30 protein-coding genes and 2 pseudogenes are annotated in these 18,280 nt (G+C 69.0%); all 32 read right to left on the bottom strand.

The features are described 5' to 3' along the window. Nucleotides 1-176 precede the first annotated feature (176 nt). Nucleotides 177-974 carry a tRNA pseudouridine(38-40) synthase TruA gene (gene truA, locus VK923_20215; GenBank protein ID HSJ47002.1) on the bottom strand — a complete coding sequence of 266 codons (798 nt, stop codon included), beginning with the start codon at nucleotides 972-974 and terminating at the stop codon, nucleotides 177-179. 17 nt (nucleotides 975-991) lie between these two features. Continuing rightward, nucleotides 992-1,651, bottom strand: a complete 660-nt coding sequence (gene rplQ / locus VK923_20210; GenBank protein ID HSJ47001.1) for a 50S ribosomal protein L17 — start codon at nucleotides 1,649-1,651, stop codon at nucleotides 992-994. A gap of 190 nt (nucleotides 1,652-1,841) precedes the next feature. Then, nucleotides 1,842-2,801, bottom strand: a complete 960-nt coding sequence (locus tag VK923_20205; protein ID HSJ47000.1) for a DNA-directed RNA polymerase subunit alpha — start codon at nucleotides 2,799-2,801, stop codon at nucleotides 1,842-1,844. Nucleotides 2,802-2,917: 116 nt separating this feature from the next. Further along, nucleotides 2,918-3,526, bottom strand: coding sequence for a 30S ribosomal protein S4 (gene rpsD, locus VK923_20200; GenBank protein HSJ46999.1), 609 nt, complete (start codon nucleotides 3,524-3,526; stop codon nucleotides 2,918-2,920). A gap of 27 nt (nucleotides 3,527-3,553) precedes the next feature. Then, the gene (gene rpsK, locus VK923_20195; protein HSJ46998.1) at nucleotides 3,554-3,958 is read right to left on the bottom strand and encodes a 30S ribosomal protein S11; all 405 of its coding nucleotides are present in this window, start codon (nucleotides 3,956-3,958) and stop codon (nucleotides 3,554-3,556) included. After that, a complete protein-coding gene (gene rpsM / locus VK923_20190; protein HSJ46997.1) occupies nucleotides 3,958-4,341 on the bottom strand; it encodes a 30S ribosomal protein S13 in 384 nt (127 codons plus the stop codon). Before rpsM ends, rpsK begins: the two co-directional genes overlap by 1 nt. A 117-nt stretch (nucleotides 4,342-4,458) precedes the next feature. Continuing rightward, nucleotides 4,459-4,572, bottom strand: coding sequence for a 50S ribosomal protein L36 (gene rpmJ, locus VK923_20185; GenBank protein ID HSJ46996.1), 114 nt, complete (start codon nucleotides 4,570-4,572; stop codon nucleotides 4,459-4,461). A 269-nt stretch (nucleotides 4,573-4,841) separates the two neighbouring features. After that, complete coding sequence (gene map, locus VK923_20180; GenBank protein ID HSJ46995.1) at nucleotides 4,842-5,681, bottom strand: type I methionyl aminopeptidase; 840 nt, start codon at nucleotides 5,679-5,681, stop codon at nucleotides 4,842-4,844. A 34-nt stretch (nucleotides 5,682-5,715) separates the two neighbouring features. Then, nucleotides 5,716-6,291, bottom strand: a complete 576-nt coding sequence (locus tag VK923_20175; GenBank protein ID HSJ46994.1) for an adenylate kinase — start codon at nucleotides 6,289-6,291, stop codon at nucleotides 5,716-5,718. A gap of 9 nt (nucleotides 6,292-6,300) precedes the next feature. Continuing rightward, nucleotides 6,301-7,623, bottom strand: a complete 1,323-nt coding sequence (gene secY / locus VK923_20170; GenBank protein ID HSJ46993.1) for a preprotein translocase subunit SecY — start codon at nucleotides 7,621-7,623, stop codon at nucleotides 6,301-6,303. Nucleotides 7,624-7,639: 16 nt separating this feature from the next. Further along, a complete protein-coding gene (rplO, locus tag VK923_20165; protein ID HSJ46992.1) occupies nucleotides 7,640-8,110 on the bottom strand; it encodes a 50S ribosomal protein L15 in 471 nt (156 codons plus the stop codon). Nucleotides 8,111-8,219: 109 nt separating this feature from the next. Beyond that, nucleotides 8,220-8,381 (bottom strand): annotated as a pseudogene (gene rpmD, locus VK923_20160) (50S ribosomal protein L30). A gap of 110 nt (nucleotides 8,382-8,491) precedes the next feature. After that, on the bottom strand, nucleotides 8,492-9,058 hold the full coding sequence (rpsE, locus tag VK923_20155) for a 30S ribosomal protein S5 (protein HSJ46991.1): 567 nt from the start codon (nucleotides 9,056-9,058) through the stop codon (nucleotides 8,492-8,494). 158 nt (nucleotides 9,059-9,216) lie between these two features. Continuing rightward, complete coding sequence (gene rplR, locus VK923_20150; protein ID HSJ46990.1) at nucleotides 9,217-9,573, bottom strand: 50S ribosomal protein L18; 357 nt, start codon at nucleotides 9,571-9,573, stop codon at nucleotides 9,217-9,219. A gap of 15 nt (nucleotides 9,574-9,588) precedes the next feature. After that, nucleotides 9,589-10,131 (bottom strand): 50S ribosomal protein L6, encoded by a 543-nt coding sequence (gene rplF, locus VK923_20145; protein HSJ46989.1) that lies wholly within the window; start codon nucleotides 10,129-10,131, stop codon nucleotides 9,589-9,591. 33 nt (nucleotides 10,132-10,164) lie between these two features. Next, the gene (rpsH, locus tag VK923_20140) at nucleotides 10,165-10,560 is read right to left on the bottom strand and encodes a 30S ribosomal protein S8 (protein ID HSJ46988.1); all 396 of its coding nucleotides are present in this window, start codon (nucleotides 10,558-10,560) and stop codon (nucleotides 10,165-10,167) included. A gap of 143 nt (nucleotides 10,561-10,703) precedes the next feature. Next, complete coding sequence (locus VK923_20135) at nucleotides 10,704-10,889, bottom strand: type Z 30S ribosomal protein S14 (GenBank protein ID HSJ46987.1); 186 nt, start codon at nucleotides 10,887-10,889, stop codon at nucleotides 10,704-10,706. 11 nt (nucleotides 10,890-10,900) lie between these two features. After that, nucleotides 10,901-11,473, bottom strand: coding sequence for a 50S ribosomal protein L5 (gene rplE, locus VK923_20130; GenBank protein HSJ46986.1), 573 nt, complete (start codon nucleotides 11,471-11,473; stop codon nucleotides 10,901-10,903). Nucleotides 11,474-11,548: 75 nt separating this feature from the next. Then, on the bottom strand, nucleotides 11,549-11,866 hold the full coding sequence (gene rplX, locus VK923_20125; protein HSJ46985.1) for a 50S ribosomal protein L24: 318 nt from the start codon (nucleotides 11,864-11,866) through the stop codon (nucleotides 11,549-11,551). A gap of 2 nt (nucleotides 11,867-11,868) precedes the next feature. After that, nucleotides 11,869-12,237, bottom strand: a complete 369-nt coding sequence (gene rplN / locus VK923_20120; protein ID HSJ46984.1) for a 50S ribosomal protein L14 — start codon at nucleotides 12,235-12,237, stop codon at nucleotides 11,869-11,871. Nucleotides 12,238-12,314: 77 nt separating this feature from the next. Beyond that, nucleotides 12,315-12,587: a 30S ribosomal protein S17 gene (gene rpsQ / locus VK923_20115; protein HSJ46983.1), complete on the bottom strand. Its 273-nt coding sequence runs from the start codon at nucleotides 12,585-12,587 to the stop codon at nucleotides 12,315-12,317. Between the two features lie 24 nt (nucleotides 12,588-12,611). Further along, nucleotides 12,612-12,824: a 50S ribosomal protein L29 gene (rpmC, locus tag VK923_20110; protein HSJ46982.1), complete on the bottom strand. Its 213-nt coding sequence runs from the start codon at nucleotides 12,822-12,824 to the stop codon at nucleotides 12,612-12,614. Nucleotide 12,825: 1 nt separating this feature from the next. Then, on the bottom strand, nucleotides 12,826-13,239 hold the full coding sequence (rplP, locus tag VK923_20105; protein ID HSJ46981.1) for a 50S ribosomal protein L16: 414 nt from the start codon (nucleotides 13,237-13,239) through the stop codon (nucleotides 12,826-12,828). A gap of 427 nt (nucleotides 13,240-13,666) precedes the next feature. Continuing rightward, nucleotides 13,667-14,290 (bottom strand): annotated as a pseudogene (gene rpsC, locus VK923_20100) (30S ribosomal protein S3). A 3-nt stretch (nucleotides 14,291-14,293) separates the two neighbouring features. Beyond that, nucleotides 14,294-14,629, bottom strand: coding sequence for a 50S ribosomal protein L22 (gene rplV / locus VK923_20095; protein ID HSJ46980.1), 336 nt, complete (start codon nucleotides 14,627-14,629; stop codon nucleotides 14,294-14,296). A 41-nt stretch (nucleotides 14,630-14,670) separates the two neighbouring features. Beyond that, nucleotides 14,671-14,967 carry a 30S ribosomal protein S19 gene (rpsS, locus tag VK923_20090; GenBank protein HSJ46979.1) on the bottom strand — a complete coding sequence of 99 codons (297 nt, stop codon included), beginning with the start codon at nucleotides 14,965-14,967 and terminating at the stop codon, nucleotides 14,671-14,673. Nucleotides 14,968-15,055: 88 nt separating this feature from the next. Continuing rightward, nucleotides 15,056-15,886 carry a 50S ribosomal protein L2 gene (gene rplB / locus VK923_20085; GenBank protein ID HSJ46978.1) on the bottom strand — a complete coding sequence of 277 codons (831 nt, stop codon included), beginning with the start codon at nucleotides 15,884-15,886 and terminating at the stop codon, nucleotides 15,056-15,058. Between the two features lie 48 nt (nucleotides 15,887-15,934). Beyond that, nucleotides 15,935-16,216, bottom strand: a complete 282-nt coding sequence (gene rplW, locus VK923_20080) for a 50S ribosomal protein L23 (GenBank protein ID HSJ46977.1) — start codon at nucleotides 16,214-16,216, stop codon at nucleotides 15,935-15,937. Beyond that, entirely contained in the window at nucleotides 16,213-16,932 is a 720-nt protein-coding gene (rplD, locus tag VK923_20075; GenBank protein ID HSJ46976.1) for a 50S ribosomal protein L4, read from the bottom strand. Before rplD ends, rplW begins: the two co-directional genes overlap by 4 nt. After that, nucleotides 16,932-17,579, bottom strand: a complete 648-nt coding sequence (rplC, locus tag VK923_20070; protein HSJ46975.1) for a 50S ribosomal protein L3 — start codon at nucleotides 17,577-17,579, stop codon at nucleotides 16,932-16,934. The genes rplD and rplC overlap by 1 nt, the downstream gene beginning before the upstream one ends. Before the next feature lie 84 nt (nucleotides 17,580-17,663). Next, nucleotides 17,664-17,975: a 30S ribosomal protein S10 gene (gene rpsJ, locus VK923_20065; GenBank protein ID HSJ46974.1), complete on the bottom strand. Its 312-nt coding sequence runs from the start codon at nucleotides 17,973-17,975 to the stop codon at nucleotides 17,664-17,666. Between the two features lie 202 nt (nucleotides 17,976-18,177). Continuing rightward, nucleotides 18,178-18,280 (bottom strand): hypothetical protein (locus VK923_20060; protein HSJ46973.1); only part of this gene is annotated, 103 nt, incomplete at its 5' end.

Raw genomic sequence — 18,280 nt, 5'->3', positions numbered from 1 at the left:
CCACGGCGGTCCAGCATAGCAGGCGTGCGCTGCGCCGCGACCGCCGCTGCGACGCCACAGCCCCAACCTGGGGACGATCTCACCATGGAACGCAACGGGTGTCTCCAGGTGCTCAGCCCGCCGCACGCACTGGGGAGGCATCTCCCCGCCGAGCGCCGTCGTGTTCCCCAGACGGGTCACGCGTAGCTGACGCCCGTGAGCGTCAGTCCATGGGGTGGCGCGACCTGGCCGACGGCCTGCCGGTCCCTCGCCGCGAGCACGTCGGCGGTCCACGCGGCGGGGTGACGTCCCCGACCGACCGCCAGCAGACAGCCGGTGACCGACCGGACCATCTGGTGGCAGAACGCGCGGCCCGCCAGGTCGACGGCGACGAGCCCGGCCCGCACCCTGTGGATCCGGGCGCGGTCGATGCGCCGGATCAGATGCTGGTCGTCACGGCGACGGCAGAACGAGCTGAAGTCGTGCTCCCCAAGCAACGCCTGCGCCCCCGCATGCATGGCGTCGACGTCGAGCGCGGGACCACCCACGTGCCAGGTGTCGTGCCGCCACAGCGGCGCCATGGCGTCGTTGTCGCACAGCCGGTAACGGTACCGGCGCTGGGTCGCCGAGAACCGCGCGTCGAATGCCGTCGGAACCCGTCGGACGCGCCAGATCGTCATCGCCGGGCCACACATCGCGTCGAGCGCGCTGCGCGCTCGGTCGAGGTCACGCACCAGCCTGCTGTCGCGCGGCGCATCGACGTGGATGGTCTGAGCCGTCGCGTGGACCCCGGCATCGGTCCGGCCGGCGCCGACGGTCGCAACCGTCGTGCCGGCAAGGCGTGCCAGCGCGTCCTCGAGCACACCCTGCACCGTCACCTGGTCGGGCTGGCGGGCGAACCCTCGGAACCCGGTGCCGTCGTAGGCCAGGTCGATGCGCAGCCTGATGGTCCCACCGCCCCGGTCGTCGCGCGGGGGCCGACGACGGGCCGTCACGAACCGATGATCACGCGTCAGTCGCGGTCGCTGTCATCCGCGTCGTCATCGTCGTTGTCCGATGCGTCCGTCTCGGCCTCTGCGTCGTCCTCGTCGGCGATCTCCGGGACGACCGCGCCCTGGTTGGTCGTCGCGACCTCGACCACGGCGGCGTCGTCCTCCTGTTCGGTCTCGTCGGCCGGCTCGGACTGAAGGTCCGCGTCCTCGTCGACGTCGTCGGCCGCAGCCGGTGTCGTGGTGCCGGCCGGCCCCTCGCGGCGGCGGCGCAGGCTCCACCTGCGACGGGACTGCCCGTCGCCGTCGGTCGCCCTGGCATCCGCGACGTCCTCGACCAGCTCGATCAGCGCCATCGGCGCGGCGTCGCCCTTGCGCGCGCCCAGGCGCAGCACACGGGTGTAACCGCCGTTGCGCTCGCTGAAGGCGGGGCCGACGTCGGCGAACAGCCGATGCACGACCTCCTGGTCACGGATCACCTGCAGCACCTGACGTCGACTGTGGAGATCACCGCGCTTGGCGAGCGTGATCATCCGCTCGGCGATGGGCTGAACCGTCTTGGCCTTGGCGTGGGTCGTCCGGATCCGGCCGTGCCGGAACAGCTCGGTCGCCAGGTTGGCCATCATCAGGTTGTGATGCCCGGGACTCCTCCCGAACCTCCCAGCCTTCCTCGGCTTCGGCATTCCGTTCCCTCTTCTACTACTCACTCACGTCGGCGTGCGGGCTTGCGTGCCGCCCGTCCGCGGTGGGTGAGCGGGCGGCGCGGTGGAGCGTGTCGTCGTTGTGCGGCTGCGACTCAGAGTGCCCGAGCCCCAGGCGAGGGCGGGTTCCCTTCGGAGCCGAAGCGCGACGACGACAGCCGCGACCACCCCGCTACCCGGGATAGCCGCCGTAATCCGCCAACGACAGCCCCAGCTCCTGGAGCTTGCCTTTCACTTCCTCGATCGATTTCTGCCCGAAGTTGCGGATGTCCAACAGATCCTGCTCGGTCTTCTGGACGAGCTCGCCGACGGTCGCCACCCCTTCGCGCTTCAGGCAGTTGTAGGAGCGCACCGACAAATCGAGGTCCTCGATCGGCAGGAGCAGGTCCGGCGAGGTCGGGCCGAGGCTGGCGGGGTCCTCACCGATCGCCAGGCCACCGGGACCGGACTCCTCGAAGTCGCTGAACAGCCCGAACAGGTCCTGCAGCGTCGCGCCGGCGCTCGACAGCGCCTCGGCCGGCGTGACCGACCCGTTCGTCTCGACGTCGAGGATCAGTCGGTCGTAGTTGGTCATCTGCTCGACGCGGGTCGCCTCGACACGGTATGTCACGCGCAGCACGGGCGAGTAGATCGAGTCGATGGGGATGACACCGATCGGCTGGTCGGTGCGCTTGTTGCGCTCGGCCGAGATGTAACCGCGGCCGCGCTCGACGGTCAGGTACATCTCGACGCGTCCCCGCCGGTTCAGCGTCGCGATGTGCAGGTCGCGGTTGAGGATCTCCACCTCGGCGGGTGCCGTGATGAAGTCGGCCGTGATCTCACCGGGACCCTCGCCGCCGAGGAAGATCTCGACCGGCTCGTCGCTGTGGGAGCGCAGCACGAGGTCCTTGAGGTTCAGGATGATGTCGGTGACATCCTCCTTGACTCCCTCGATCGAGCTGAACTCATGCAGGACGCCCTCGATGCGCACGCTCGTGACGGCCGCACCCGGGATCGACGAGAGCAGCGTGCGTCGCAGGCTGCTGCCGAGGGTGTAGCCGAAGCCCGGCTCGAGTGGTTCGATGCTGAACAGCGAGCGCTGGCCCTCATCGAGGGTCTGCTCGCTGATGGTGGGGCGCTGAACGATCAACACGTTGCGTCGCCTCCTTGACGGTGACGGTGTCGCCGGTCACGTGTGGGGTGTCGGGTCCGCGGGTCTCACCGGGTGCGGCGGGACGACGGCGACCGGACGCACGGACCGGCTGTTGGTTACTTGGAGTAGAGCTCGACGATCAGCTGTTCCTGGACGGGGACGTCGATGTGGCGACGATCCGGCAGGTCGAGGATCGAGATCTGCCGCTTGTCGGCGTCCACCGACAGCCATGGCGGCATCTGCCTGGCGCCCTGAAGCTCGAGCGCGCCGAGCACCGGCACGATGTCGCGGCTGCGCTCACGGATGGTGACCACGTCACCGGAACGGACCTCGTAGGACGGGATGTTGACCGTGCGCCCGTTGACCTGCACATGGCGGTGAGACACGAGCTGACGGGCCTCCGGACGGGTGCGCGCGAGGCTGCCGCGGAACACCACGTTGTCGAGCCGGGTCTCGAGGGCGACCAGCAGGTTGACGCCGGTCAGGCCGGGACGCGCCGCAGCCTTCTTGTAGTAGTTGCGGAACTGCTTCTCGAGCACGCCGTAGATGTAGCGGGCCTTCTGCTTCTCCCGCAGCTGCAGCAGGTACTCGCTCTCGCGGATGCGACCGCGCCCGTGCTCGCCGGGAGGGTACGGGCGCTTCTCGGCCGCGCACTTGCGGCTCTCACAGATCTGCGTGCGCTCGCGGCGGCAGCGCTTGCAGGTGGGTCCGGTGTACCGTGCCATGTTTCCTCGTGATCTCGTGTTGGTGCGTCAGCCGCGGCGGCGCTTCGGTGGACGGCAGCCGTTGTGCGGGATGGGCGTCACGTCCCTGATGGCGGCGACCTCCAGCCCGTTGGCGGCCAGCGAGCGGATGGCCGTCTCACGGCCTGAACCCGGACCGCGGACGAAGACGTCGATCTTGGTCACGCCGTACTCGGCGGCGCGCTTCGCGGCCTGCTCGGCGGCGAGCTGCGCGGCGAACGGGGTGGACTTGCGGCTGCCCTTCTGCCCGACGTTGCCGCCCGAGGACCATGCCAGCACTCCACCGGACTGGTCGGTGATCGTGATGATCGTGTTGTTGAAGGAGCTCTTGATGTGCGCCTGCCCGTGGGAGACCTGGCGCCGGTCCTTCTTGCGCTGGCGGCGTGCGCCCTTGCTCGATCGCTGCTGTGCCATCAGTGCTTCCTCTGCTTCTTCTTGATGCCACCGACGGCCTGACGACGTCCCTTGCGCGTGCGGGCGTTGGTGTGCGTGCGCTGGCCCCGGACCGGCAGGCCGCGGCGGTGGCGGATGCCCTGGTAGCAGCCGATGTCGACCTTGCGCTTGATGCTCTGTGCGACCTCGCGCCGCAGGTCACCTTCGACCTGGTAGTTGGCCTCGATGTGGTCACGCAGCTGCTTGACCTGCGCTTCGTCGAGGTCGCGTACGCGGGTGTCGGGGCCGATGCCCGTCGCAACGAGCGTGTTGAGCGCGCGCGTGCGACCGATGCCGTACACGTAGGTCAGTCCGATCTCCACACGCTTGTCACGCGGGAGGTCAACGCCTGCGATCCGTGCCATCTCTCATTGCTCCTGTCCGGCGCAGCCGGTCCTTCTCTTGTCTTGTACCGTCAGGTTCCCTGGCCGTTGGAAGTCGAGCGCCAGCGAGACGACCAATCTCGTGGAACCAGGCGGCTCTCAGCCCTGGCGCTGCTTGTGACGCGGGTTCGAGCAGATGACCATCACGCGTCCGTGCCGGCGGATGATCCGGCACTTCTCACAGATGCGCTTGACGGATGCCTGTACCTTCATCCTGCTCCTCCTGCGTCGAGGCGGTCCTTGGCCGGTCCGCCTGACCGGCTCCCCTGCTGCCTGCCGTCACGTGTCCCACGCGAGACGCCACACGGACGTGGAGACGAGAGGCGGACAGCACGAATGGCTCCACGTAGCCGACGTTGTGGTTCCCACGTCGATGCGGAGCCAGGCCCGGTGTCGACGCGCTGCCGGGAAATGCGCGCACGCGCGACAACGGAAGCCGTGCGGACCACACTATCAGCCCCCATGTGCACCGTCCACCGGGGTCAGCGCGCCACGCCGGCGGTCGGGATGCGCTCGGGGCTCGCCAACGGCCACTCCGGCTCGTCACTGCGTGCGGTCAGCACCCTGGGTCCGTCCGCGGTCACCGCCACGGTGTGCTCCCAGTGCGAGGACAGCATGCCGTCCGCGGTCCTCACCGTCCAGCCGTCCGGTTGGACCTCGGTCTCGTGAGTGCCCAGGTTGAACATGGGCTCGACGGCGATGACAAGGCCCTCGACGAGCCGCGGGCCCCGCCTCGGACGGCCGTAGTTGGGCACGTGCGGGTCCTCGTGCAGCGCGCGACCGATGCCGTGGCCGACGTACTCGCGCACGACGCCATAGCCGTGCGGGTCGGCGTGCGACTGGACGGCCGCCGACACGTCCCCGAGGCGGTTGCCGGGCGCGGCGTTGCTGAGCCCCGCCCACAGGCCCGACCGCGTGCGCGCGACCAGATCGCGGACCTCCGGAGCGACGGTGTCGTCGCCGCCGACGATCCAGGTGACCGCCGAGTCGGCGTGGTAGCCGTCGACGATCGCGCCCGCGTCGATCTTGATGAGGTCGCCCGCTCGGAGCGTGACCTCGGGCGACGGGATGCCATGCACGATCTCGGCGTTGACCGACGTGCACAGCGTCGCGGGGAACGGCTTGCGGCCCGGCGTCGCGCCGTATCCCAGGAACGACGGGATCGCGTTGGCGGACCGCAGCTCGCGAGCGGAGATCTCGTCGAGCTGCTGGGTGGTCACGCCGGGTGCCACCGCCTCGCGGAGGACCTCGTGCAGGTGTGCGATCACGCGGCCCGCGCGGGCCATGACCTCGATCTCGGCCAGTGACTTGCGTACGATCATGAGTACCTCACGTAGCGATCGCGGTAGGCGCACATCATGTGTGCTCTGCATTGGCTGCCGCAGCCAGGACGCGCTCACGTACCTCGGAGATGTCGCCCTCGCCGTCGACGTCGTGCAGGATCCCGCGCTCGCGGTACGCGGTGATGGCCGGCTCGGTCTCGGCGCGGTAGTTCTCCAGCCGCGTCGCGATCACGTCGCGGGTGTCGTCGGTGCGGCCCTGCTCCTCCGCGCGCTGCAGCAGGCGGGCGACCAGTTCGTCGTCGTCGACGACCAGGCGGATCACCGCGTCGAGCTCGTGGCCGTGCGCGGCGAGGACCTCGTGGAGCGCCTCGACCTGCGCGGCCGTGCGCGGGAACCCGTCGAGCAGGAAGCCCTCGCGGGTGTCGTCCTGGGCGAGCCGGTCCTCGACCATCGCGATCACGACCTCATCGGGCACGAGGTCGCCGGCGTCCATGTACTGCTTCGCCCGCAGCCCGAGCTCGGTCTCCCTACCCACGTTCTCCCGGAAGATGTCCCCGGTCGAGATGTGGACGATGTGGTAGCGATCCACGAGCGCCGACGCCTGGGTGCCCTTGCCGGCGCCCGGTGGTCCGAACAGGATCAGTCGCATCAGGTGCCCTCAGCGGCGCAGGAAGCCCTCGTAGTGGCGCTGCATCATCTGACTCTCGATCTGCTTCATGGTCTCGAGCCCGACGCCGACGACGATCAGCAGCGTGGCACCGGCGAAGGGGAACGGCACGCCGGCCACGCCGAGCGCCAGGAACGGCAGGATCGCCAGGGTCGCCAGGTACAGCGATCCGGGCAGCGTCAATCGCGTGATGATCCGGTCGAGCTCCTCGGCGGTCCTCTGGCCGGGACGGATGCCGGGGATGAACCCTCCGTACTTCTTCATGTTGTCGGCGACGTCGATCGGGTTGAAGGTGATGGACGTGTAGAAGTACGCGAAGAAGACGACGAGCACGAAGTAGGTCAGGACGTACACGATGTTGATGTTCTGACCCGACAGGTACCGGTCGACGAAGCTCACCAGCCAGGTCTGCTCGGAGAAGATCGACGCCGCGAGCACAGGCACGTACAGCATCGACGACGCGAAGATGATCGGGATCACGCCGGACTGGTTGACCTTCAGCGGGATGTAGGTCGAGTTGCCGCCGTAGCTGCGGCTGCCGATCTGCCGCCGCGCGTACTGCACCGGGATCCGTCGCTGGCCCTGCTCGACGACGACGACGCCGACGATCAACAGCAGCGCCACGAGCAGAACGACGCCGAAGACAACCGGCCCGCTGGACTGCAGGATCTGGTTGCCCTGGCTGGGCAGCTCCGAGATGATCGCGACGAAGATGATCAGCGACATCCCATTGCCGACGCCACGGGCGGTGATGAGCTCACCGAGCCACATGATGAAGGCCGTGCCGGCGGTCAGCGTCAGCACCATCAGAGCGCGCATGCCCAGCGAGTCGTCGGGCACCAGGTTCACGCCCTCCGGAAGCTGCGCGCCGCCGAACAGCGCGCCGGCACCTGCGCCCCCTCCCGACTGGATCACGGTGATCAGCGTCGTCGACTGGAGCACGGCGATGCCGACGGTCAGGTACCGGGTCCACTGGTTGATGCGCTTCGCGCCGCTCTCGCCCTCCTTCTGCCACTCCTCGAGCCGCGGGATCACCACGGTGAGCAGCTGCATGATGATGCTCGCAGTGATGTAGGGCATGATGCCCAGCGCGAACACCGCGAGCTGGGAGAACGCCCCGCCCGAGAAGAGGTTGATCAGCTGCGCGGCACCTGTCGCCGCCGACTGGTCGATCAGCTGCCGCAGCGCACCCGAGTCGACGCCCGGGATCGGGATGAACGATCCCAGCCGGTAGACCGCGATGATCACCAGCGTGAACAGGATCTTGCCGCGCAGATCGCGGATCTTGAAGGCGTTGACGAATGCGCTGAGCATGACGAGCCCTTCGGGCCTACGACGACGTGCCGGCCGATGATCCAGTGGACAGGACCTCAGCGCGACCGCCCGCCTCGCTGATCTTGCGCTCGGCCGATGCCGAGAAGGCATGGGCCGAGATCACCAGCGACGTCGACAGCTCGCCGTCGCCGAGGATCTTGACGGGCGCCGTGCCGCGGCGGACCAACCCGGCCTCGCGCAGCGTTGCGGGCGTGACCTCAGCTCCATCGGCGAACGCGTCGTTCAGGCGGCCCACGTTAACCGTGGCGTACTCGACACGGTTGCGTGAGGTGAACCCGGGCAGCTTGGGCAGGCGCTGCTGGAGTGGCGTCTGGCCACCCTCGAAGCCGATGCGCATCGTGCCGCGCGCGCCTGTGCCCTTCGTGCCGCGGCCTGCGGTCTTGCCCTTGCCCGCGGCCTCACCGCGTCCCTTGCGGGTGCGCTTGCGGTGCGCGCCTGGCGCGGGCTTGAGGTGGTGGAGCTTCATCTCACGTGACCTATCGCTGTCGCTACTTGAGGTTGGATCCGTGTTCGTCGTCGGTGCTCGGTTCCTGGCCGGGCTCGAGCCCCATGGGGACGTCGTCACCGGGTCGGCGCACCTCGACCAGGTGCGCCACCCTTGCCAGCATGCCTCGGATCTCCGGCCGGTCGGGCTTGGTGACCGTCTGATGGATGCGACGCAGGCCCAGGGCGCGCAACGTGCGCTGCTGCGCGACCTTCCTGCCGATGGTGCTGCGGACCTGCGTGATCTCGACCAGATCGGTTCCCTGGTCATCTGTCCGGCGAACCCGGTCTTCCGCGTGCTTCGTGGAACCCGGCTCCGCGAAGTCGTTGGCCATGCTCGTGCTCCCAGTGGTGTCGCCCCGGTCTAGGACGCCCGCATGTTGGCGAGCATCTTGTTCGGGAGGATCTCCTCGAGCTCAACGCCCCGCAACCGCGCAACCTCTTCGGGCCGACGCAGCGACTTGAGCGCGTCGACGGTCGCGTGGACGACGTTGATCGGGTTCGACGTGCCCATCGACTTCGCGAGGACATCGCTGATGCCCGCACACTCGAGGACGGCACGGACGGCGCCGCCGGCGATGACACCGGTGCCCGGCGCGGCCGGCTTGAGCAGCACACGTCCGGCACCGCTGTGCCCGATCACGCCGTGCACGATCGTCTTCTGGATCATCGGGACCTCGAAGAAGCTCTTCTTGGCCTCCTCGACCCCCTTCTGGATCGCGGCCGGCACCTCCTTGGCCTTGCCGTAACCGACACCGACGGTCCCGTCGAGGTCGCCGACGACGACGAGCGCTGTGAAGGAGAACCGGCGGCCACCACGGACCACCTTGGCCACGCGGTTGATCGCGACGACCTTCTCCTCGTAGGGGTTGCGCTCCTCTTCGCGTCCTCGACCGCGGCCGCGACCGCGGTTGCTGCCACCTGCTGCCATGTCTGTCTCCTGTCGCGAAGCCGGTCCTTCTCTTGTCCTCGTACCGTCAGGTTCCCTGGGCCGTTGGAAGTCGAGCGCCAGCGAGACGACCAATCTCGTGGAACCAGGCCCCACGAAGTCTCGTGTGTGCTCCTCGGTGGTCGTGGGTCGTGCCGGGACTACAGCTGCAGCCCAGCCTGGCGTGCTCCGTCGGCCAGCGCGGCGACACGGCCGTGGTAGCGGTTGCCGCCGCGGTCGAACACCACCTGGGTGATACCCGCTTCGAGCGCCCGCTCGCCGACCAGCTTGCCGACGCCCTTGGCCACGCCGATCTTGCCGTCGCCGTCGGCCACGACGTCGTCGGCCGTCGAGGCGGCCACGAGCGTGTGCCCACGGTCGTCGTCGACGATCTGGGCGTAGATGCCGGCGTTGGAGCGGAAGACGACGAGACGGGGACGCTTCGCCGTTCCCCGGATGCGGCTGCGCGCGCGCCGGTGACGACGGCTGCGTGCCTCCTGCCTGCTTGTGGTGCCCATGGGTGTCGTCAACTCCTAGATGCCAGCGGCCTTGCCGGCCTTGCGGCGGACCTGCTCGCCCTCGTACCGGATCCCCTTGCCCTTGTAGGGCTCGGGCTTGCGGATCGCCCGGATGTTCGCGGCGACCTGACCCACGACCTGCTTGCTCGCGCCCTGCACAGTGATGCGGGTCGGCGAGGGCACCTGGAACGTCACGCCCTCCGGGGCGGTGACCTCGACCGGGTGGCTGTAGCCCGCCTGGATGACGAGGCCGGTGTTGCCCTGCGCCTGGGCGCGGTAGCCGACGCCGACGATCTCCAGGCTCTTGGTGAAGCCCGTGGTGACGCCGGTCACCATGTTGGCGATCAGCGACCGGGTCAGGCCGTGCAGCGACCGGTGCTCGCGGTGGTCGCTCGCGCGGGTCACCACGATCTGACCGTCGTCGATCTCGACCGTGATGCCCTCCGGGACGGCCTCGGACAACTCACCCTTGGGACCCTTCACGGTCACGCGGTCATCGGCCAGCGTCACGTCCACCCCGCTCGGGATGGGCACTGGTTCCTTGCCGATACGACTCATGTTGGTTGATCCTCTTTCGGGGTTGCGCGCCATCTACCAGACGTAGGCGATGACTTCGCCGCCTATGCCCACCTGGCGGGCCTGGCGGTCGGTCATCAGTCCGGACGAGGTCGAGATGATCGCGGTGCCCAGGCCGCCGAGGACGCGGGGCACCTCGTGCCGCTTGGCGTAGACCCGCAGACCGGGCTTGGAGATGCGCCGGACGCCGGTGAGCGCCCGCTCGCGATCCCTCGTGTACTTGAGCGCGATCTTCAGCGTGGCCTGCGGCTTGGTCGGCTCGACGGCGTAGTCCCGAATGTAGCCCTCCTGCTTCAGGATGTCGGCCAGCGCGGCCTTCAACTTGGACGAGGGCATCTCGAGCTGCTCGCTGTACGCGATGTTGGCGTTGCGGATGCGCGTGAGCATGTCCGCGACCGGATCGGTCATCATCTTGGTTTCATCTCCTCGGGGTTCGCCCCACCGAAGTAGGAACGCTTCCCTGTCAACTACCTACTACTGAATCTGTGTCTGTTGCTTCCGCGTGCTCGCCCACGTCCAAGAGGGACGGGAGGCGCCGTCACGCACGGCGCCGGTCACCAGCTCGCCTTCCGGATCCCGGGCAGTTCGCCGGCGTGAGCGAGCTCGCGGAAGCACACACGGCACAGCTTGAACTTGCGGTACACCGCGCGGGGGCGTCCGCACCGGCTGCACCGCGTGTAGCCACGCACCGCGAACTTCGGGCGGCGGTTGGCCTTTGCGATCATCGACTTCTTGGCCATCTCAACAGCTCCTAGCTGGCGGTTCCGCCGACGAACGGGAAGCCGAAGCTGTCGAGGAACGCCCTCGCCTGCTCGTCGGTGGCCGCCGTCGTCACGATCGTGATGTCCATGCCGCGGACGCGATCGACGGAGTCGTAGTCGATCTCCGGAAAGATCAGCTGCTCGGTCACGCCGAACGTGTAATTGCCCCTGCCGTCGAAGCTGCGCGCCGACAACCCGCGGAAGTCACGGATGCGCGGCAGCGCGACCGCCAGCAGGCGGTCGAAGAAGTCCCACATCCGGTCCCCGCGCAGGGTGACCTTGGCGCCGATCGGCATGCCCTGGCGCAGCTTGAAGCCGGCGATGGACTTGCGCGCCCGCGTCAGCTTCGGCCGCTGGCCGGTGATCGTGGCGAGGTCGCGCATGGCGCCCTCGATCGCCTTGGAGTCGGTGATCGCGTCGCCGACACCCATGTTGACCACGAGCTTGGTCAGCGTGGGCACCTGCATGACGTTGTCGAGGCCGAGCCGCTCCTGCAGCTGCGCGCGCACCTCGTCGCGGTACCGGACCTTCAGCCGCGGCGCGTATGTCTCCGTCGTACTCATCTCAGGTTCCTACCTCTGCGGTGCGGTCACCCGTGCCGAGACCTCGGGGGTTGGGCGGGTGCGCGGGTGATCGCATCAAAGCTCTGCGTCGCAGGCGCGGCAGACCCGCACGCGCACGCCGTCGACGACCTTCGATCCCACGCGGGTGGGCCTGTCGCACGAGTCGCAGATCGGCATCACGTTCGAGAGGTGCAGCGGCGCCTCCTCGTGAATGATGCCGCCCTCCTGGGCGCCCGCGCGGGTGCGCTGCACGCGACGGTGCTTGGTCATGATGTTGATGCCCTCGACCAGCACGCGGTCCTCCCGCGGCCAGACGGCGATGACGCGGCCACTCTTGCCCCGGTCCTTTCCGGAGATCACCTGCACCTGGTCGTCACGTCGGATCCGTTGCATCGTCAGATCACCTCCGGCGCGAGCGAGACGATCCGCATGAAGCGGCGCTCACGCAGCTCTCGACCGACGGGCCCGAAGATGCGCGTGCCACGCGGCACGCCCTGCTCGTTGATCAGGACACACGCGTTGTCGTCGAACCGGATGTACGAGCCGTCGCGGCGGCGCTTCTCCTTGCGCGTGCGCACGACGACGGCGCGCACCACGTCGCCCTTCTTGACGCCCGCCGCCGGAACCGCCTGCTTGACGGTGCCGACGATCTCGTCGCCAACCGACGCGTAGCGCCGCCCGGACCCACCGAGCACGCGGATGCACAGCACCTCACGGGCCCCGGTGTTGTCGGCCACCTTCAGCCGGCTCTCCTGCTGGATCATCTCTTCTTCTCTTCTTCTCTCTGGGGTACGGCGGAGACAGTGCGCCAGAGCGGCATGTCACCGCGCCGCGGTCTCCCTCACTTCGCGCGCTCCACGATGTCCACCACACGCCAGCGCTTGCGCTTCGACATCGGGCGTGTCTCGGACACACGGACGCGGTCGCCGACATTCACAGCGTTGTCCTCGTCGTGCGCGAGCAACTTCTCGGTGCGGTTGATGGTCTTGCGGTACAGCGGGTGCGTGGTCGTGCGCTGGATCTCGACCACGACGGTCTTGTCCATCGCCGTGCTGACCACACGGCCCTGGCGGACCTTGCGCTCGCCACGCGGCGCCGTCGTCGTGTCAGTCATGGTCTTTCGCTCCTGACGTTCGCGCTACTGCGCCTGCTCGCGCGCGGCGGCGATCTCGCGCTCGCGCTGGACGGTCAGCACGCGGGCGATGTCGCGGCGCGCCTGCTGCAGCAGCGTCGGGTTGTCGAGCTGCCCGGTCGCCAGCTGGAAGCGGAGGTTGAACAGCTCCTCCTTCAGCTCGTCGTGCTGTTCGGTCAGTTCGACGTCGTTGAGTTCACGCAGTTCGCCGACATCCATGTCAGTCACCATCCCGTGTGAGGAACCGGCACTTGACGGGGAGCTTGTGGGCGGCCAGGCGCATGGCCTCGCGGGCCACGTCCTCGGGGACGCCCGACAGTTCGAACATGACGCGTCCCGGCTTGACGACCGCGACCCATCCCTCGGGCGAGCCCTTACCTGAGCCCATGCGGGTCTCGGCCGGCTTCTTCGTGTAGGACTTGTGCGGGAAGATGTTGATCCACACCTTCCCGCCACGCTTGATGTGCCGGGTCATGGCGACACGGGCGGCCTCGATCTGGCGTGCCGTGATCCACGAGCCGGTGACGGCCTGCAGGCCGTACTCACCGAAGGCCATGTCGTAGCCGCCCTTGGCGTTGCCACGCATGCGCCCGCGATGCTGCTTGCGGTAGCGGACCCGCTTGGGAGCCAACATCGTTCTACGCCTCCTGGTTCTCGTCGCCGTCGGGCTGCGTCGTGTCGGCAGCGGGCGTCCGCGGCGCGTCGGCGTCGTCCGGGCGCGCGGCGTCGGCGGCGTCGGCCGGCACCTGGGCGTCAGTGTCCTGGGTCACCTCGACGGCCTCAGGGCCCGCCGGCGCCTCGGGCACCGCCTGCTGGGGTGCGGTCTCGGGCATCGGCTGCTCGGTCGGCGCCGGAGCCGTGGACGGCAGGTCGGCGCCGGTGACGGTCGCCGGCTGACCGGACTGCGGCGCGGCCGGAGCCTGCTCGGTGACGCGCTCCTGCGCCATGTCGCCCATGCCGGCGGCCGGTGTCGACCGCCGCCCGCCGCCACCGCCGCGGCCTCCGCGGCCGGAGCGGCGCGGACGCTGCTGCTGCGCACGCGACCGGTGCTGCTCGGAGTCGGGCAGCACCTCGCCGCGGTAGATCCACACCTTGACGCCGATGCGACCGTAGGTCGTGCGCGCCTCGTCGAGGCCGTAGTCGATGTTGGCGCGCAGCGTGTGCAGGGGCACCTGGCCCTCGCGGTACCACTCCGTACGACTCATCTCTGCGCCACCGAGCCGGCCCGAGCACTGGACCCGCACGCCCTTGGCGCCGGCCTTCATCGCGTTCTGCGTCGCCCGGCGCATGGCGCGCCGGAAGCTGACCCGGCCGCGCAGCTGCTCGGCCACGTTGTGCGCGGTGACCTGAGCGTCCAGCTCGGGGGTCTTGACCTCCTGGATGTTCAGCTTGATCTGCTTGCCGGTCATCTTCTCGAGCGCCGAGCGGATGGCATCGGCCTCCGCGCCCCGGCGACCGATGACGATGCCGGGACGTGCGGTCCACACATCGATCGTCACGCGGTCACGAGTGCGCTCGATGTCGATGTGGCTGACGCCGGAGTGGCGCACGCGCTCGCGGATGAACTTGCGCACGCGGTCGTCCTCGGCCACGTAGTCCGCGTACTCCTTGTCCGCGAACCAGCGCGACTTGTAGTCCTTGATGATGCCGAGCCGGAACCCGTACGGGTGGATCTTCTGGCCCACGGCCTACTCCTCAGTTCCGAGAACGATGGTGATGTGGCTGGTGCGCTTGCGGATGCGGTAGGCCCGACCCATGGCGCGCGGCTGGTAGCGCTTCAGGGTCGGCCCCTCGTCGACCGTCGCGGCGGCGACGAACAGGTCGTCGGCATCCAGGTCGTGGTTGTTCTCCGCGTTGGCCACGGCCGACTCGAGCACCTTGTGCACGTACCGGGCCGCGCCCTTCTGCTCGAGCAGCAGGACGTGGCGGGCCCGTTCGACGTCGAGTCCACGGATGTGCCGCACGACCTGCCGAGCCTTGTTCGGTGCGACCCGCACGTAGCGGGCGCTGGCCCTCACGTCCATGCCCTGTACCTCTCTCACTTCTTCGAGTGTGGTGCCGGTGGCTAGCGGCGGCCGCCGCGGCCGCGCACCGTCTGCTTCTCGCCGGCGCCGCGCCACTTGATGGCGCGGGTCGGGGCGAACTCGCCGAGCTTGTGGCCGACCATCGACTCGGAGATGTAGATCGGGACGTGTCTACGGCCGTCATGCACGGCGATCGTGTGGCCGACCATCTCCGGGGAGATCTCGGATCGGCGGGACCAGGTGCGGATGACGCGCTTCTCGTTGCGCGCGTTCAGCGCGGCGACCTTGCTCTCCAGGTGGGCGTCGACGAACGGGCCCTTCTTCAAGCTGCGCGGCATTGGGGTGCCTCCTAGATCTTGGGTGAGCTTGCGAGCTCCCTCGGCCGTCAACGCAGCGGGTTGTGCTGCCTGACCAAGGTGTTCGCGGTCAGCGGCGGCGCTTGCCGCGCCGACGGATGATGTCCTTGTCCGACGCCTTGTTCTTCGAGCGCGTCCGTCCCTCGGGCTTGCCCTTGTGGTTGGTGGGGTGACGTCCACCCGACGTGCGCCCCTCGCCACCACCGTGCGGGTGGTCGACGGGGTTCATGACGACACCGCGGACCTTGGGGCGCTTGCCCCGCCAGCGTGAGCGGCCGGCCTTTCCGTCGTTGATCAACTCGTGGTCGGGGTTGCCGACGATGCCAACGGTGGCGCGGCAGTCTGCCAGCACGCGGCGGATCTCGCCGGACGGCAGCCGCAGCGCTGCGTACTTGCCCTCCTTGGCCAGCAGCTGCACGCGGTTGCCCGCCGAGCGGCCGAGCTTGGCGCCGCCGCCGGGGCGCAGCTCGACGGCGTGGATCACGGTGCCGACCGGGATGTTGCGCAGCGGCAGGGCGTTGCCCGCCTGGATGTCGGCCCTCTCACCGGACGTCAGGACGTCGCCGACCCGCAACCCCTGCGGCGCGAGGATGTAGCGCTTCTCGCCGTCGTGGTAGTGCAGGCGTGCGATGCGTGCCGACCTGTTCGGGTCGTACTCGATCTCCGCGACGGTCGCGGGCACGCCGTCCTTGTTGCGCCGGAAGTCGATCTCCCGGTAGCGGCGCTTGTGCCCACCACCCTGCCGGCGGGTCGTGATGCGGCCCTGGGCGTTGCGTCCGGCCTTCTTCGGGTTCGGCGAGGTCTTCGACTTCAGCGGCCGATCGGTGGTGATGGTGCCGAAATCGGACACGCTCATGCCGCGACGCGCCGGCGTCGTGGGGCGGTATCTGCGATTGGCCATCGGTGGTCGTCCTCTCGGTGGTCAGGTGGCGTGTCGTGCCGCCGTCGGTCAGGCGAAGATGTCGATCTCGTCGCCCTCGGCGAGGGTCACGATCGCCCGCTTGGTGCGCTTGCGCTGACCCTGGACCAGCCCGAAGCGCACACGCTTGCCCGGCCGGTTCAGGGTGTTGACCTTGACGACGCGCACGCCCCAGATCTGCTCGACCGCCTGCTTGATCTCGGTCTTGTTCGCGCTGGGGTGCACCACGAACGTGTAGCGGCCGTCGTCGAGCAGCGCGTAGCTCTTCTCACTGACGACCGGTTCGATGATGATGTCGTGTGGGGTCTTCACGCCGAGGCCTCCTCGTCGTCGCCTACCGCGCCGGCGGTGGCGGCGTCGTCCGCGTCGGTGTCGTCCGCGGTCGTGGCGGCCGCCGCCCTCCGTCCGCCACCGATGCGATCGAGCGCGGCCTCGGCGAACAGGACGATGTCGTGGGTCAGCACGTCGTGGACGTTGAGCTGACCGGCGGTCAGCATATGCGTGTCGGGCAGGTTGCGGAAGCTGCGGGCGATCAGGTCATCACGCTCCGCAAGCACCACCAGGACGGTGCGGCCGGTCAGCTCGAGCTTGTCGAGCAGAGCGACCGCGTCGCGGGTGCGCGGCTCGGTCAGGCCGAAGTCGCGCACGACGCGCACGTCACCGCTGCCGGCCCGGTCGGACAAGGCCGATGCGAGCGCCAGCCGCTTGACCTTCTTGTTGACGCGCTTGCGGTGGTTCTGCTGACCCGTCGGGCCGTGGGCGACGCCACCGCCGGCCCACTGCGGGGAGCGGATCGAGCCCTGGCGGGCGCGACCGGTCCCCTTCTGACGCCACGGCTTGGCGCCACCACCGCGCACCTCGCCACGGCTCTTGGTCTTGGCGGAGCCGGCACGGGCCGCGGCCAGCTGGGCGGTCACGACCTGATGGAGCACCGGGACGTTGACGGGCGCCTCGAACAGCGCCGGGTCCAGCTCGACCGTGCCCACCGTGGACCCTTCGGCGTCGTAGACGTCGACCTGCAGTCCCATCAGGCGTCACCTCCGGTTGGTGCTGGTGCCTTCGAGCTGGAGCGGACGAGCACGAGCGCACCGTTGCCGCCCGGCGTCGCGCCCTTGATCAGCAGCAGGCCACGCTCGGTGTCGACACCGGCGACGGTCAGACGTTGGATCGTCACGCGCTCGTTGCCGGTGCGCCCGGCCATGCGGGTGCCCGGGAAGACGCGTCCCGGCGTCGCGCAGGCTCCGATGGCACCCGGTGCGCGGTGCACCTTGTGGGCGCCGTGCGAGGCACCGAGGCCCGCGAAGCCGTGGCGTTTCATGGTCCCGGTGAAGCCCTTGCCCTTGGAGCGCGCGGTCACGTCGACCAGCTCGCCGGCCCGGAAGATGTCGACGGTGATGATGTCGCCGGGCTCGTGCTCCTCGTCGAATGCCACCTCCATGAGGTAGCGCGTGGGCTCGACACCGGCAGCGGCGAAGTGCCCGGCCAGCGGCTTGCTGGTCCGGCGCGCCCGGCCGTACCCGAGCTGCAGCGCGCGGTAGCCGTCGCGCTCCTTCGTGCGCACCTGGGTGACCGGGCAGGGGCCGGCACGCAGGACGGTCACCGGGATGACCTCGTTGTCATCGGTGAACACCTGCGTCATCCCGAGCTTGGTGCCCAGAATCCCTTTTCTCACCATCGTTGTGCTCTTCTCTCTTCTTCTCGCTCGATACCTGCTGCGCCTCGCCCTACCGGCGACCTCGAGCTCGGGCCCGACCACGCGCTACAGCTTGATCTCGATGTCCACACCCGCCGGCAGGTCGAGGCGCATCAGGCTGTCGACCGTCTTCTGTGTCGGCTCGTGGATGTCGATCAACCGCTTGTGCGTGCGCATCTCGAAGTGCTCGCGCGAGTCCTTGTACTTGTGGGGCGAGCGGATGACGCAGTACACGTTGCGCTCGGTCGGCAGCGGCACCGGCCCGGTGACCCTGGCCCCCGTGCGCTCGACCGTGTCGACGATCTTGCGTGCGGACGCGTCGATGATCTCGTGGTCGTAGGCCTTCAGCCGAATCCTGATCTTCTGCCCGTTAGCCATCTTCTCTTCTCTCTGCTGCTCTCACCGCCGCGGTTCGTGTCCGCGAGGGCCCTACCGGTGCCGCCGGACGGTTGTGCGATCGGCGGGTCGTGCGGGGAGGTGGGTCGTCGGTCGGTTGCGGAGCCGACTCGGGGTGTCCGAGCCCCAGGCGAGGACGGGGTCCCTGCTGGAGGCGGAGCGCTGACCGACGACCACCGGAACGTCACTCGTGGATCTTCGTCACCCGGCCAGCGCCGACCGTGCGGCCGCCCTCACGGATCGCGAACCGCAACCCCTCCTCCATCGCGATCGGCTGGATGAGCTCC

The sequence above is a fragment of the Euzebyales bacterium genome (assembly GCA_035461305.1).
GTDB lineage: Bacteria > Actinomycetota > Nitriliruptoria > Euzebyales > JAHELV01 > JAHELV01.
The sequence above is the reverse complement of the archived record's forward strand: the minus strand, read 5'-3'. Positions and strand labels throughout refer to the sequence as shown.